Here is a 14812-nt window from a genome sequence, read left to right as displayed (position 1 = left end):
GCGCTTCCAGTAGTCAAGTTTGATTAGGAGATCCCATGATCACGGCACGCGGCCTCGAGCGGCGGTTCCGCCGCAAGGGCCGCACTGGGGGCGAAGTCCACGCGGTGAAGGGCGTCGACCTCGACGTCGAAGCGGGCGAGCTGGTCGGCTTCCTCGGCCCGAACGGCGCCGGGAAGACCACGACCCTGCGCATGCTCACCACGCTGCTCGAGCCGACCGCGGGCACCGCGACCGTCGGCGGCCGCGACCTGCTGACCGACCCGCTCGGCGTGCGCAAGCGGATCGGCTACGTCGCCCAGGGCGGCGGCAGCGCGCCCGAAAGCAAGGTCGCCGACGAGCTCGAGCTGCAGGGGCGGCTCTACCGGATGAGCAAGGCCGACGCGATCGCGCGCGGCGCCGAGCTCGCCGAGCAGCTCGATCTCACCGGGCTGGACCAGCGGCCGGCCAAGACGCTGTCCGGCGGGCAGCGGCGGCGGCTCGACATCGCGCTCGGGCTGATCCACTCGCCCGGCCTGGTGTTCCTCGACGAGCCGTCGACCGGGCTCGACCCGCAGAGCCGCGCCAACCTGTGGGAGCACATCCGCCGCCTGCGCGCCGAGCAGGGCGTCACGGTCTTCCTCACGACCCACTACCTCGACGAGGCCGACGCGCTGTCCGACCGGCTGATCGTCATCGACGACGGCCGGATCGTCGCCGAGGGCACGCCGGACGCGCTGAAGGCGCGGGTCAGCGGCGACCGCGTCGAGGCCGGCGTCGAGCCCGGGCAGGGCACGGACGCCGCCGAGATCGCCGGGCGGCTGGCCGGCGCGCACGAGCTGTCGGTCACCGACGGGCTGGTGCGCTTCCGCGTGCCGCGCGGCGACGTCGCGCTGCCGGAGCTGCTGCGGGCACTGGACGCCAAGGGCATCTCGATGCTGTCGATGCAGGTCCACCGGCCGACGCTGGACGACGTCTTCCTGACCCTGACCGGGCGCTCGCTGCGCGAAGCCGAGGAGGGCACCCGTGCTGCGTGACACCTGGCTGATCTTCCGCCGCGACATGACCGCGGCGCTGCGCAACCCGACGTGGATCCTGATCGGGATCATGCAGCCGCTGCTGTACCTGTTCCTGTTCGGGCCGCTGATGGTCAAGGCCGTCGGCCTGCCCGAAGCGGACGGCTGGATGCTGCTCACCCCGGCGCTGGTCGCGCAGCTGGCGCTGTTCGGCAGCTCGTTCGTCGGGTTCGGGCTGCTGGCCGAGTACCGCTCCGGCGTGGTCGAGCGGTTCCGGGTGACGCCGGTCAGCCGCGGCGCGCTGCTGCTCGGCAAGGTGCTGGCCAGCGCCCTGCAGGCGGTCGTGCAGGCGGTGCTGATCATCGTGCTGGCGTACCTGGCGTTCGACCTCGACGCGCCGGTCGGCGGGGTGCTGCTGAGCCTCGTGATCGTCTTCCTGCTGGCGGTTTCGCTCGCATCGTGCTCCTACGCGCTGGCGTTGACGCTCAAGAGCGAGGAAACGTTCCCGGCGCTGCTCAACGCCGTGCTCATCCCGCTGCTGCTGCTTTCCGGGATCCTGCTGCCGATCACGGCGGGCAAGGCGCCGCAGTGGCTGTACACGGTTTCGCAGATCAACCCGTTCCGGCACGTGGTGGACGTCGAGCGCAACGCCTTCCGCGGCGACTTCACGATGGACGCCTTGTTCACCGGCGGCGTCGTGGTGCTGGTGATGGCGGTGGTGTCCGTGTGGTGGGGCACCCGAACGTTCCAGAAAGAAAACGCCTGATCAAACCAGGCGTGGGTCACTGCGGGTCCGCTCCCGGCGACGTATGGTGTGCTCTCATCTACGCGCCGGGGGCGGACTGTGACGGAGCCGGAAGCCGAACTCGGCATCTCGCTGTCCCACCGCGAGCGCGTCGCCGACTGGCAGGCCGTGCGCGCCGCGCAGAACCGGTTCGTGTCGGTGACGATCAGCGAGAACGTCAACTGGAGCAGCTCCGCCGCGGAACGGAACATGGCGGGCGCGCAGGAGGCCGGGCTGCACGTCGGCGGCCGGCACTACGCGCGGCCCGGCGCGGTGCACGACCAGGCCGACCACTTCGTCCGGACGGCCAGCAAGCTCGGCGCGTTCGCGCCCGGCTCGCTGGCGCCGGCGCTGGAGGTGGCGGCCCCGAGCGTCGACGACCGGTTCATCAAGGCGTGGATCAAGCACGTCCGGCACGCGGCGCGCCTCGAGCGTGTGCTCGTCTACGCCGACTACGACTGCTGGCAGCACCGGCTGCACCCGGACCGCTGGGCCGACTCCGAAGTGGTGCTCTGGCTGATCCGGCACAACGGCATCCCCGGGCGGGCGGGCTGGTTCCACTCGCGGCTCGGCATCCACCAGCACGCGTGCGCGCCGGACGTGCCGGGCATCACCGGGCCGGTCGAGCAGAACGCCGTCGTGTACCCGTTCACATTGGGTGACCTTCTGCTTTGACGTGTGGTGGTATGGCGCCATGCGCGTGACGAGCAGGGCACTTCGGACGAAGGTGACACCCGCGCGCGCTTTCTCGGCACTCGCCCACCACAACGCCTCGCGCGGGCTCCCGCCGCCGGCCATGCTGTCGGGCGACTGGTTCGGCTCACCGGCGGTGATCGCGCCGTCGCTTTCCGTTTCCCCGTCGGGCTTTCCGGCTTCTCCCGGCGAGGTCGACGCCCCGCCCGGCGTGGTCGGCGGCGGCTGGTTCGGGTACCTGGCCTACGACGCCTCCGGCGCGCTTCCGGGCGCCGCGTGGGGCTGGGCGGACCACGTGCTGCGGTGGACCGCTTCGGGCGCCTGCCACCTCGAGTCCCTGGACGGCGGCGGACCGTCGGTGTCCACAATGGAGTCACTGCTGGCCGTGCCGCCGCCCGCCGCGTCGTGGACGGCCGGGCCACTGCACCGGCCGCTGCCCTCGGAGCACCGGGACGCGGTGAAGGCGTGCGTGCACGCGATCGAGGCCGGGGAGCTGTTCCAGGCGAACATCTGCAGCCGGTTCACGGGGTCGTTCTCCGGCTCTCCCGCCGGGCTGTTCGCCGCCGGTGTGTCTTCGCTGGCACCTCGCCGGGCGGCGTTCCTCTCGGGCTCGTGGGGCTCGGTCGTCTCGTTCTCGCCGGAGCTGTTCCTCGCCCGGCACGGCCGGGCGGTGCGCTCGACGCCGATCAAGGGAACACTCCCCCGCCGCGGGCCCCAGGACGACGGGAATGCCCGGCTGCTGCGGCAGTCCGCCAAGGACGTCGCGGAGAACGTGATGATCACCGACCTGGTGCGCAACGACCTGGGCCGGGTGTGCGAGGTCGGGACGGTGACGGTGCCGTCGCTGCTGGAGGTCCGGCCGGCGCCGGGGGTCTGGCACCTGGACTCGACGGTGACGGGCGTGCTGCGGCCTTCGGTGTCGGACGCCGACCTGCTGGCGGCGACGTTCCCGCCCGGCTCGGTGACGGGCGCGCCGAAGATCCGCGCGCTGGACCTGATCGCGGCGCTGGAGCCGGTCGGACGCGGGGTCTACACGGGCGCGGTCGGGCTGGTGTCGCCGGCGGCCGGGCTGGAGCTGAACGTCGCGATCCGGACGTTCGAGATCGCCGACGGCCGGATCGCCCTGGGCGTCGGCGGCGGCATCACCGCCGACTCGGACCCGGAGGCGGAGTGGCAGGAGTGCCTGCACAAGGCGGCACCCCTGGAAGCGCTGCTCGCCAAGATGTCGTGAGTGGTAATTCGGGTTAGAACCCTAATTACCACTCACGACATCACTTGCCGGGGTCGAGCAGCAGCTTGCCGACGGTGGCGCGCGACCGCAGGGCCTCGTGCGCGCCGCGGGCGTCCGACAGCGCGTACTCGCCGCCCGCGATCGCCTTGAGCCGGCCGGTCAGCACCAGGCCGAACAGCTCCCGCAGCGCCGAGCCGAAGACGTTGCCCGGCAGGCGGAAGACGTGCGGCAGCCACATCCCGCTGATCGTCGTGCTGTGCCCGAGGACGTTGCGGAGGTCGACCGGCTTCGGGCTTTCGCGCCCGGCCATGCCGTAGAACGCCAGCCGGCCGAACGGCGCGAGCGCGGCGATGCTCTGGTCGGTCGTCGTCCCGCCGACCATGTCGAGCACGATGTCGACGCGGCGGCCGTCGTTCGCCGCGATCAGGGCCTGCGTCATGTCTTCCGCGCGTGAGTCGATCGCGACGTCGGCCCCGAGCTCGAGGGCGAGCGCGCGCTTCTCCTCGCTGCTGGCGGTGGCGATCACCCGGCCGGCGCCCCACGCCTTGGCGAGCTGCACGGCGATCGACCCGACACCCCCGGCGGCGGCGTGCACGACCACCGACTCGCCCTCGGCCAGGTAGGCGTTCCGGCGGAGCAGCACCCAGGCGGTCGCGCCCTGGACCAGCATGGACAACGCCGTGAGGTCGCTGATGCCGTCGGGCACCGGGAAGGTCATGGCCTCGGCCGCGACGGCCCGCTCGGCGTACCCGCCCCCACCGTTGAGCAGGGCGACGACCCGTTCGCCGGCCTCGGTGCGCCCGACGACCTCACCGCCGGGCACGAGAGGCAGCTTGCTGGGCGCGAGGTAGGAGTTCTCGGCCTGGTGGGTGTCGGCGTAGTTGACGCCGATGCGCTCGACGTTGACGAGCACCTCGCCGGGGCCGGCCACCGGGTCCGGCAGCTCGACCGGCGTGAGCACCTCGGGCCCGCCGAACTCGGTCACCTGCACTGCGCGCATCTGCTGTCCTCCCGGTGGCTGATGTGAGACATTCTGGCATATGTCTCACGAGTTCGAACTGGCACGCGAGTGGTTCCTGTCCGGCAAGCGGGTGGACATGGGCGAACTGGCCGAGACGCTCTCGATCAGCCGCGCGACGCTCCACCGCCGGGTGGGGTCGCGCGACCGGCTGCTGGGCGAGATCCTCTGGTCCCTGTCGGCGGCGTCGATCGCCCGGCTGCTGCCGTCGTGCGCCGGGCGCGGCGCCGCGGGGATCGCGGACTTCGTGAGCGGGTACGTCCGGTACGCGAACGACTCACCGCCGTTCCGCGACTTCCTGCGCCGCGAGCCGGAGCGGGCTCTGCGGCTGCTGACGACCCGGGCGAGCGTCTGCCAGCGGCGGATCATCGCGGAGCTGGAGTCGCTGCTGGCGTCGGAGGTCGAGGCCGGGCGGCTGGTGACGCCGCTTCCGGTGCCGGACCTGGCCTATCTCCTGGTGCGGATCGGCGAGTCCTTTGTGTACACGGACGTGATCACCGGGGACGCGCCCGACGCCGGGAAGGCCCACGCCGCGGTGACGGCGCTGCTGACGTAGGTCAGCCGTCCTCGGCGCCCACCGGAGTCACCGCGGCTTCCGCGAAGCCAGCACCGCGTCGTAAAGCTCCTTTTTGGACACCCCGGTCGCCTCGGCGACCTCCGCCGCCGCGGACTTCAGGCGCTCGCCCGCCGCCACGCGGGACGCGACCTCTTCCACCAGGTCCGCCACCGACACCTCGCGCGGCTCGGCTCCCGACAGCACCACCGTGATCTCGCCGCGAACCCCGTCCGCGGCCCACGCGGCCAGCGAGGCGAGCGAACCCCGCTTCACCTCTTCGTACGTCTTCGTCAGCTCACGGCACACCGCGGCCCGCCGGTCCTCGCCCAGCACCGACACCGCGTCCGACAACGTCGACGCCAGCCGGTGCGGGGACTCGAAGAACACCGCCGTGCGGGGCTCGTCGCGCAACGACGACAGCCAGCGGGAGCGCTCGCCCGGCTTGCGCGGCGCGAACCCCTCGAAACAGAAGCGGTCGCACGGCAAACCGGACAAAGCGAGCGCCGTGGTCACCGCCGACGGGCCCGGCAGGCACGTGACCGGAAGGTCCTCGGCGACGCACGCCGAAACCAGGCGGAAGCCCGGATCGGACACACTGGGCATTCCGGCGTCCGTCACCAGCACCACGGTCTCGCCCGCGCGTAACGATTCGAGCAGCTTGGGCAGGCGCGCCGTCTCGACGTCCTCGTAGAAACTCACCACCCGGCCGCGCGGGGTCACGCTCAGCGCCGCGGTCAGCGACCGCAGCCGCCGGGTGTCCTCGGCCGCGATGACGTCGGCTTCCGCCAGTGCTTCCGCCAGGCGGGGCGAGGCGTCGCGGACGTCGCCGAGCGGGGTCGCCGCCAGGACCAGGCGGCCGGAAGGAACCGGTGAGCTCACCCGGCCAGCCTAGGCTGATCAGCGGATCCGGACGACGCACGCCCCGGCCCGCCCGTAGGATCGCCCCCGTGACCGCCGTGCTGACCCGTCCCGACGACGAAAGCGTCCGGCCGGACCCGGTGGAGGAGCTCCGGCCGCCCACCGACCGCGAAGTGACCCTGCTCGGCCGCGGCATGCCGGCCGACCGGCTGCGCGGCTGGGTCGTCACCCTCGTGCTGACCGTGATCGGCGGCATCGTCCGGCTGCAGAACCTGGGCACGCCGACCGACAAGGGCAGCCCGGTCTTCGACGAGAAGCACTACGTCCCGCAGGCCTGGCAGGTGCTGCGCAACGGCGGTTACGAGGACAACTACGGCTACGAGCTGGTCGTCCACCCGCCGCTGGCGAAGCAGCTGATCGCGGTCGGCGAATGGCTGTTCGGCTACAACGGCTGGGGCTGGCGGATCATGCCCGCGCTGGCCGGCACGCTCATCATCTTCCTGACCATCCGGATCGCCCGCCGGCTCACCCGCTCGACGCTGCTCGGCGGCATCGCGGGGGTCCTGGTGATCAGCGACGGTGTGCTGCACCTGCAGTCGCGGATGGGCATGCTCGACATCTTCATCGCGCTGTTCGTGCTCGCCGCGTTCTCCTGCCTGCTGGTCGACCGCGACCAGGTGCGCACCCGGCTCGCGACGGCCGTGCGCGAGGGCTGGGTCAACGAGTCCGTGTGGGGTCCGAAGCTGGGCTTCCGCTGGTGGCGGTTCGCGACCGGGCTGATGATCGGGCTGACCTTCGGCGTCAAGTGGTCGGCGCTGTACTACATCGTCGCGTTCGGGCTGCTGTGCGTCTTCTTCGACGTCGCGGCGCGGCGCGCGGCCGGCGTCGAGCGGCCCTGGCTGGGCACGATCCGCCGGGACGTGCTGCCCGCGCTGTGGGCGATCCTGCTGGTCCCGCTGCTGATGTACCTCGCCGCGTACTGGGCGTGGTTCGCCAGCGAGACGGCCACCGACCGGCACTACACCGAGATCAAGGACATCGCGCCCGGCGTCTGGGGCTGGATCCCGGCGTCGCTGCGCTCGCTCGGCGACTACTCGGCGAACGTCCTGCACTTCCACGAGACGCTGGTGACGCCGAAGGACAACCCGCACCCGTGGGAGTCGAAGCCGTGGACGTGGCCGATGGGGCTGCGCCCGATGCTCTACAGCTACGACGGCGACGTCACCGGCTGCGGCGAGTCCCGCTGCGTCAGCGCGACGATGCTGGTCGGCACGCCGGCGATGTGGTGGCTGGCGATCCCGATGCTGGGTTGGTCGGTGTGGCGCTCGATCTTCCGCGCGGACTGGCGCTACGCCGCCGTGCTGGTCGGCTACCTCGGCGGGTACGTCTTCTGGTTCACCAACATCGACCGCCAGATGTACTTCTTCTACGCGACACCGCTCGCCGCGTTCCTGGTGCTGGGACTGACGTTGTGCCTGGGCCAGGTCCTGGGCAGCGCGCGCCGCGGGTTCGAGAGACGCGGGACCGGTCTGCTCGTCGTGTCGCTGTACGTCGGGCTGGTGGTGGCGAACTTCGCCTGGCTGTGGCCGATCCTGAACGGCATCGCGATCACGAACGGCCATTGGGAGGCCGAGCGCTGGCTGCCGTCCTGGCGGTAGCTCAGCCCGCGAAGTAGGCGCCCGGCGTGACGCCGACCGCGCGGCGGAAGGCCGCCACGAACGCGCTCGCCGAGCTGTAGCCGACGCGCTGGGCCACCGTCTCCAGCGGCAGCCGCTGGGCCAGCAACGGCAAGGCCGCACGCAACCGCACCTGCGTGCGCCAGGTCCCGAACGTCATCCGGCATTCGCGCACGAAGATCCGGGCCAGCGTGCGCTCCGCCGCGCCGACGTCCCGGCCGAACTCCGCGAGGCTGCGCGGGTCGGCCGGGTTGCCCAGCACCGCCGCCTCGACGTCGCGGGCGCGCGGGTCGGCCGGCGAGGGCACCGCGATCGGCACCACGTCGAGCGGCTCCAGCAGGTCGAACGCCACGGCTTCGGCGCACAGCCGGGCGGCGGCCCCGACACCGTCACCGGTCAGGTACTCCAGCAGCTCGCGCAGCAGCGGCCGGACGGCCACCATCCGCGGCTCCGGCCAGCTCACCGGCGACAGCGCGGGGTCGGCGTAAATACCGCGCAGCGCCACCCGGCCGAGGGCGCCGGTGCGATGCGGGACGCCGGCGGGCATCCAGAGCGCGCGGGTCGGCGGCAACACCCAGCCCGCGTCGCCCGCCTTCACCGCGACGACCCCGCGCGCGGACCAGACGAGCTGGTGCACGGGGTGCTCGTGCAGCGGGAACCAGGTGCCGGCGGGCAGGTCGACCTCGCCCAGCAGCATGGCTCCGGAATGACCGATCAGCGACATCACTTGGCAGCCTATCGACTACCGGTCACCCGGGCGGCTGCCTAGCGTCGAAGTCATGCCGATGAACCTGATCCACCGCAAGATCTGCAGCTCGGAGAAGTGGGCGAACACCGTCGAGGAGCGCCTGACGCCGTGGCTGCGGGACCGCGACCTGGGTGACGACGTCCTCGAGATCGGGCCCGGGTTCGGCGCCACCACGAAGGTGCTGCTCGACGTCGTGCCGAAGCTGACGGTCCTGGAAATCGACCACGCGTCCACCGAGCTGCTGCGCGCGAAGTTCGGCCACCGCGCCGACGTCGTCGAGGGCAGCGGCGCGGAGATGCCGTTCGAGTCCGGGCGCTTCTCGGCGGTCGTCTGCTTCACGATGCTGCACCACGTCCCGACCGCGGCGCTGCAGGACGCGATCTTCGCCGAGGCGGCGAGGGTCCTGCGCCCGGGCGGCACGTACTGCGGCAGCGACGGCCAGCTCAACCTGCGCTTCCGCCTGCTGCACATCGGCGACACGATGAACGTCGTCGACGCGGCGACGTTCCCCGGCCGCCTCGAGAAGGCCGGGTTCGAGCAGGTCGACGTCCAGCTGGAACCGAAGCAGCTCGTGATCTTCGAAGCCGTGAAGCCCGCTTAGCGGCGGGGCAGCTGGCTGCCCGGCTGGCGCGGCACCACCCGCGTCACCGGGCCGTCCGCGGACTTGCCGGCCCGCGAAAGCCACCCCTCGACCTCGCGCCGCACGGCGTTGAGCGTCGGGCGGCGGCGTGGCTCCGGGTCCAGGGAGGCCGCCAGCAGCCGCGCGTGGGCGCTGCGCTGTGGGAGGCGGGACACGGGTTCGGCGCGGGCGGCGGCCATCAGCGCCGCCATCGGGGTCTCGCGGGTGCCACGCGGGGGCTGGCCGGACAGCGCGTAGCTGATCGTCGCGGCCAGCTGCCAGGCGTCCGACGCCGGGGAGGCCGTCGCGCCCATCGCCTGCTCCGGGGCGACGAAGTCGGGCGTGCCGATCATCATGCCGGTCGCCGTCATCTTCGAGTCGCCCTGGCTGCGGGCGATGCCGAAGTCGATGAGGTGGGCCAGGCCGCTGGGGTCGAGCACGATGTTCGACGGCTTGATGTCGCGGTGCAGGACGCCCTTCTCGTGCGCCGCGGCGAGCGCGCCCGCCATCGTCGCCCAGAGGCGGCCGGCGGCGACGTCGTCGAGCGGGCCCTGGCCGTCGACCAGCTCGGCCAGCGGGCGGCCTTCGAGGTACTCCATGACCAGCGCGAGGCCGTCCGGCTCCTCGGCCAGGTCGTACACCTTGACGCAGTTCGGGTGGCTGACCACGGCCAGCGCGCGGGCCTCGCGCTGCATGCGCTCGGCGGTGTCGCGGTCCGGCGCGTGCGCGATCTTCAGCGCGACCGTGCGGTTGAGCTGGGTGTCGACGGCCTGCCAGACCGTGCCGAAACCACCGGCACCGAGCTGCTTGACACGCCGGTAGCGGCTGCCGCCGGCGTTGCGCGAGCCGGGCGGCGGCGGGACCGGGCCCGGGGCCGCGGCCAGCGCGCCCGCCATCGGCGGCGGCGGGGGCTCGGGCGCCGAGGCCAGCGCCGTCTTCGGGTACGGCCGGTTGACCGGGGGTGGCGGGGGCGGCGGCGGGGTGGGCCGCGGCTGGACCTGCGACGGCGGCGGGCCCTGCGGCTCCTGGTCGCGCCGCGGCGGCACGTCCGGCCGGTTGATGACCGACCACGGCGGCGGCCCGACCATCGCGACCGGGATCAGGCCCAGCACGCTGAACGGCAGGAACCCGAGCCAGAAGTGCAGCGCGGTGTTCGCCTCCATGCCGACGCTGAACAGCAGCATCGCGGCGAACGGGATCCAGAAGAACCGGGACGGCCACTTCGGGCCGCGGCGGAAGGCCGTGCGGCCCTGCAGCATGACGAACAGCAGCGAGCCGGCGCCGAGCACCACGAACGCGAGCAGGTAGACGAAGAACGGGATGTCGCTGCCGTTGCGGGAGAACAGCACGTCGTAGACGGACTGGCCGCCGCCGAGGTAGTTGCGCTGGTTGTCCACCCAGCAGCCGCCGGGGCTGTTGAGGCTCGACCACTCCTTGCTGGTCAGGCCGCTTTCCTCACCCGCCCACGCCGCGCGGTAGACCCCCGACACGCCGTTGGACAGCAGCCACGGCAGCACCAGCGTGGTGACCAGGCCGATCCCGCCGAACACCGAGAGTGTCGTCACGTCGTACCGGTTGCCGGTGCCCTTGCGGATGATCGACACCGCCAGCGCGCCGATCGGCGGCAACAGTGCGACGAGCGCGCCGGCCGCACTCGTGGCCCAGACCCATTCGCCGGGGCAGAAGCCCGGGCCGAACAAGGAATGGGCTAGCGAGAGCAACGCGCTCGCGAGTCCGTTCACCGCCGGGCTCCCCTCACTGTCCGTGTTCACTTCGTACCGCCGTGCGGCGTTTCCTCGCAGTCCAGCTTAGGACGCTCCCGGCCGCCGTGAGGTTGCCGGGTCTTTCCGTGACGCATCCGGTGGTCGCGCGGTTCCGCCGGCGGCCCGCGCAGTCGAGAAGACGCCGGGGCACCCCCGTTCGCGGAAACCTGACAGGGACAGCGGGCCGCCATTTCGGCACCCCGGCGTCACGAAGGAGCGGAGAATGGGCGCGTACTCCGAGGCTTACCGGCGCAGCCTGGCCGAGCCGGAGGCGTTCTGGCTGGCAGCGGCGGAAAAGATCAGCTGGACGAAGGCGCCGAAAACGGCCCTCGACGACTCGCAGCCACCCTTCTACCGCTGGTTCCCCGACGGGGAGCTGAACACCTCGTACAACACTTTGGACCGGCACGTCGAGGCCGGGCGGGGCGAGCAGGCCGCGCTGATCTGGGACTCGCCCGTGACCGGACAGCAACGCACCTACACGTTCGAGGAGCTGCGGGACACGGTCGCGCGGTTCGCCGGCGCGCTCGGTTCCCTGGGGGTCACGAAGGGTGACCGCGTCCTGCTCTACCTGCCGAACGTCCCGGAAGCCGTGATCGGGATGCTGGCCTGCGCCCGGATCGGCGCGGTGCACTCGGTGGTCTTCGGCGGGTTCGCGCCGAAGGAGCTGGCCGCGCGGGTCGAGGACGCGAAGCCCAAGGTGATCCTGGCGGCCTCCTGCGGCATCGAGCCGACGCGGGTGATCGAGTACAAGCCGATCATCGAGACCGCGCTCAAGATGACCGAGCACCAGCCCGAGCACGTCGTCGTGCTGCAGCGCGAGCAGGCGCTCGCCGAGCTGACCGGCCGTGACCTGGACTGGCGCCGGCTGGCCGCGGACGCCACGCCGGTGGCGCCGGTGCCGCTCGCGGCCACCGACCCGCTCTACATCCTCTACACGTCCGGGACGACCGGGCGGCCGAAGGGCGTCGTGCGGGACAACGGCGGTCACGCGGTCGGGCTGGCGTACTCCATGGACGCCGTCTACGACATCCACGCGGGGGACGTCTGGTGGGGCGCGTCGGACGTCGGCTGGGTCGTCGGCCACTCCTACATCGCCTACGCGCCGCTGCTGGTCGGCGCGACGACCGTGCTCTACGAGGGCAAGCCGGTCGGCACGCCGGACGCGGGCGCGTTCTGGCGGGTCATCGCCGAGCACCGGGTCCGGGGGCTCTACTGCGCGCCGACCGCGCTGCGGGCGATCAAGAAGGTCGACCCGGACGCCGTGGAGCTGGCGAAGTACGACATCTCGGCGTTCAAGACCCTGTTCCTGGCCGGGGAGCGGCTCGACCCGGAGACCTACCACTGGGCGCACGGGAAGCTGGGCAAGGCGATCATCGACCACTGGTGGCAGACCGAGACCGGCTGGCCGACCGCGTCCAACCTCTGCGGCCTGGAGCCGATGCCGGTCAAGGCCGGGTCCGTGACGAAGGCCGTCCCGGGTTCGGACATCCGGATCCTCGACCGCGCGGGCAACGAGCTGCCGGCCGGGCGGGAAGGGGCCATCACACTGAAGCTGCCGCTGCCGCCGGGGTCGCTGCCGACGCTGTGGGGTGACGACGAGCGCTACCGCCAGGCCTACCTCTCCCGCTACGAGGGCTACTACCTGACCGGCGACTCGGGGTACTTCGACGAGGACGGCTACCTGTTCGTCATGGGCCGCACCGACGACGTCATCAACGTCGCCGGCCACCGGCTGTCCACCGGGTCGATGGAGGCCGTGCTGGCGTCGCACCCGGCGGTGGCCGAGTGCGCCGTCATCGGCGTCGCCGACCAGCTCAAGGGCCAGCTGCCCCGCGGGTTCGTGACGCTCAAGGCGGGCGCGGACATCCCCGAGGATCAGCTGCGTGCGGAGCTGGTGGCCATGGTCCGGGAGGACATCGGCCCGGTCGCCGCCTTCCGCGACGTGTCCATTGTGGACGGACTGCCGAAGACGCGGTCCGGGAAGATCCTGCGCCGGGCGATGCGCGCGATCGCCGACGGCCGCGACGAACCGATGCCCTCGACGATCGAGGATCCGGCGGTGCTGGACGCCATCCGGCCCGCTCTCCGCGGTTCGTAAAGTACTGTTCCAAATGCTCCGGCTGGTCTGTACCTTTGGGAGGAGTCCCCGACCGGAGGTGCCCTGATGCGCTTGTCCAGAGCCGTCCTGACCACGGCGATCGTGAGTCTCACGGCGGTCGGTGCGCCCGCCGCCGCGGCGGCCTCCCCTGCCGCGCCCGAACGCAGCGTGACCGACGTGGTCCCGGCGCCCGTCTCGGCGAAGGCGGACCCGAAGGCGGACTTCCGGCTCACGCCGTTCACCGTCATCAGCGCCGACCGGGGCGCCGGCCAGGTCGCGGACTACCTGCGCGGCCTGCTGCGCCCGGCCACCGGTTACCCGCTGCCGGTCATGCCGCACGCGTGGGGCCTGCCCGCGATCTCGCTGGAGCTGGGCCACGACGCCCGCACGGGCACCGAGGGTTACGAGCTGAAGGTCGAGCGCGACGGCGTCTCGCTCAAGGCCAACACCGCGGACGGCCTCTTCGAGGGGGTCCAGTCGCTGCGGCAGCTGCTGCCGTCGGCGATCGACGCGAAGCGCGTCCAGCACCGGACGTGGACGGTCGCGGGCGGCACGATCCTCGACTACCCCCGCTTCGGCGAGCGCGGCGCGATGCTCGACGTCGCCCGGCACTTCTTCCAGCCGGACCAGGTCAAGCGCTACATCGACCAGATCGCCCAGTACAAGATCAACACGCTGCACCTGCACCTGGCCGACGACCAGGGCTGGCGGATCGAGATCAAGAGCTGGCCGAAGCTGGCGACGGTCGGCGGCAAGACGGCGGTCGACGGCGACCCGGGTGGCTACTACACGCAGAAGCAGTACAAGGACATCGTCGCGTACGCGGCTTCGCGGCACATCACGGTGATCCCGGAGATCGACATGCCGGGCCACACGAACGCGGCGCAGTCGACCTACGCCGAGCTGAACTGCGACGGCAAGGCCGTCCCGGTGCGCACGGACACCGAGGTCGGCTACAGCTCGCTGTGCATCTCCTCGCCGATCACGTACAAGTTCGTCGACGACGTCGTCCGCGAGCTCGCGGCCATCACGCCGGGCCAGTACCTGCACATCGGCGGCGACGAGGCCCACGCGACACCGCCCGCGGACTACCTGACCTTCCAGCAGAAGGTGCAGCCGATCGTCGCCAAGTACGGCAAGAAGGTCACCGGCTGGCACGAGATCGCGAAGTCCACGCTCCCGACGTCGGCGATCCCGCAGTACTGGGACTTCGGCGGCGACAACGAGTCGGTCGCGGCCGCGGCGGCCCGGGGCAACAAGATCCTCATGTCGCCGGCGAACTACGCGTACCTGGACATGAAGTACGACGAGTCGACGCCGCTGGGCCAGGACTGGGCCGCGCTGGTCGAGGTGAAGGACGGGTACAACTGGGACCCGGCGTCGCTGGTGACCGGCGTCGGCGAGAAGTCGGTCGCGGGCGTCGAGGCGCCGCTGTGGACCGAGACGCTCCGGACCAGCGCCGACCTCGAGTACATGGCGTTCCCTCGGCTGCCGGGGATCGCGGAGATCGGCTGGTCCCCGAAGTCGACGCACAACTGGGACGCCTACCGCGCGCGGCTGGCGAAGCAGTCTCCGCGCTGGGTGACCCAGGGGATCAACTTCTACCGCTCCCCGCAGGTCGACTGGAAGTAAGCCCGGTCGTGGGGGGGGGGGGGGGGGGGGGGGGGGGGGGGGGAGGGAGGGGGGGGGGTGGGGGGGGGGGGGGGGAGGGGAGGGGGGGGGGGGGGGGGGGTTGTTCCGGAGGTGGGCTGTGCGCTGGCTTCTGGGGTGGGT

Annotated in this window: 13 protein-coding genes; 9 read left to right on the top strand and 4 right to left on the bottom strand. The window is 72.0% G+C overall.

Annotated features, from left to right (window positions below; translation table 11 throughout):
• Positions 1-35 precede the first annotated feature (35 nt).
• The 4 genes from ACZ63E_RS39565 (at position 36) to ACZ63E_RS39550 (ending at position 3700) form a co-directional block, all read left to right on the top strand.
• Positions 36-1013, top strand: a complete 978-nt coding sequence (locus tag ACZ63E_RS39565) for an ATP-binding cassette domain-containing protein (RefSeq protein WP_465341447.1) — start codon at positions 36-38, stop codon at positions 1011-1013.
• Positions 1003-1758, top strand: a complete 756-nt coding sequence (locus tag ACZ63E_RS39560) for an ABC transporter permease (protein ID WP_465341446.1) — start codon at positions 1003-1005, stop codon at positions 1756-1758. Before ACZ63E_RS39565 ends, ACZ63E_RS39560 begins: the two co-directional genes overlap by 11 nt.
• Before the next feature lie 78 nt (positions 1759-1836).
• On the top strand, positions 1837-2451 hold the full coding sequence (locus ACZ63E_RS39555) for a glycoside hydrolase family 25 protein (RefSeq protein WP_465302364.1): 615 nt from the start codon (positions 1837-1839) through the stop codon (positions 2449-2451).
• Between the two features lie 19 nt (positions 2452-2470).
• On the top strand, positions 2471-3700 hold the full coding sequence (locus ACZ63E_RS39550; RefSeq protein WP_465341445.1) for an aminodeoxychorismate synthase component I: 1230 nt from the start codon (positions 2471-2473) through the stop codon (positions 3698-3700).
• Positions 3701-3740: 40 nt separating this feature from the next.
• Here ACZ63E_RS39550 and ACZ63E_RS39545 read toward each other — a convergent pair whose 3' ends face one another.
• The gene (locus ACZ63E_RS39545; RefSeq protein ID WP_465341444.1) at positions 3741-4700 is read right to left on the bottom strand and encodes a quinone oxidoreductase family protein; all 960 of its coding nucleotides are present in this window, start codon (positions 4698-4700) and stop codon (positions 3741-3743) included.
• Positions 4701-4740: 40 nt separating this feature from the next.
• On the opposite strand from ACZ63E_RS39545, the gene ACZ63E_RS39540 reads away from it, so the two are divergent.
• Positions 4741-5274 carry a QsdR family transcriptional regulator gene (locus ACZ63E_RS39540; RefSeq protein WP_465341443.1) on the top strand — a complete coding sequence of 178 codons (534 nt, stop codon included), beginning with the start codon at positions 4741-4743 and terminating at the stop codon, positions 5272-5274.
• A 27-nt stretch (positions 5275-5301) separates the two neighbouring features.
• Here the strand turns inward: ACZ63E_RS39540 and rsmI are convergent, their stop codons facing one another.
• The gene (gene rsmI, locus ACZ63E_RS39535; protein WP_465341442.1) at positions 5302-6153 is read right to left on the bottom strand and encodes a 16S rRNA (cytidine(1402)-2'-O)-methyltransferase; all 852 of its coding nucleotides are present in this window, start codon (positions 6151-6153) and stop codon (positions 5302-5304) included.
• 68 nt (positions 6154-6221) lie between these two features.
• Between rsmI and ACZ63E_RS39530 the strand changes: the two genes are divergently transcribed.
• Positions 6222-7790 (top strand): dolichyl-phosphate-mannose--protein mannosyltransferase, encoded by a 1569-nt coding sequence (locus ACZ63E_RS39530; RefSeq protein WP_465341441.1) that lies wholly within the window; start codon positions 6222-6224, stop codon positions 7788-7790.
• Between the two features lies 1 nt (position 7791).
• On the opposite strand, the gene ACZ63E_RS39525 is transcribed toward ACZ63E_RS39530, so the two are convergent.
• Positions 7792-8505 carry an AraC family transcriptional regulator gene (locus tag ACZ63E_RS39525; RefSeq protein ID WP_465341558.1) on the bottom strand — a complete coding sequence of 238 codons (714 nt, stop codon included), beginning with the start codon at positions 8503-8505 and terminating at the stop codon, positions 7792-7794.
• 82 nt (positions 8506-8587) lie between these two features.
• On the opposite strand from ACZ63E_RS39525, the gene ACZ63E_RS39520 reads away from it, so the two are divergent.
• Entirely contained in the window at positions 8588-9157 is a 570-nt protein-coding gene (locus ACZ63E_RS39520; RefSeq protein ID WP_465341440.1) for a class I SAM-dependent methyltransferase, read from the top strand.
• Here the strand turns inward: ACZ63E_RS39520 and ACZ63E_RS39515 are convergent.
• A complete protein-coding gene (locus ACZ63E_RS39515) occupies positions 9154-10917 on the bottom strand; it encodes a serine/threonine-protein kinase (protein ID WP_465341439.1) in 1764 nt (587 codons plus the stop codon). The genes ACZ63E_RS39520 and ACZ63E_RS39515 overlap by 4 nt on opposite strands.
• 244 nt (positions 10918-11161) lie before the next feature.
• On the opposite strand from ACZ63E_RS39515, the gene ACZ63E_RS39510 reads away from it, so the two are divergent.
• Together ACZ63E_RS39510 and ACZ63E_RS39505 are read left to right on the top strand one after the other, a co-directional pair.
• Positions 11162-13039 carry a propionyl-CoA synthetase gene (locus tag ACZ63E_RS39510; RefSeq protein WP_465341437.1) on the top strand — a complete coding sequence of 626 codons (1878 nt, stop codon included), beginning with the start codon at positions 11162-11164 and terminating at the stop codon, positions 13037-13039.
• A 66-nt stretch (positions 13040-13105) separates the two neighbouring features.
• Positions 13106-14671 (top strand): beta-N-acetylhexosaminidase, encoded by a 1566-nt coding sequence (locus ACZ63E_RS39505; protein WP_465341435.1) that lies wholly within the window; start codon positions 13106-13108, stop codon positions 14669-14671.
• Positions 14672-14812: the final 141 nt, after the last annotated feature.

The organism is Amycolatopsis sp. NPDC104819 (assembly GCF_055583145.1).
The sequence above is the reverse complement of the archived record's forward strand: the minus strand, read 5'-3'. Positions and strand labels throughout refer to the sequence as shown.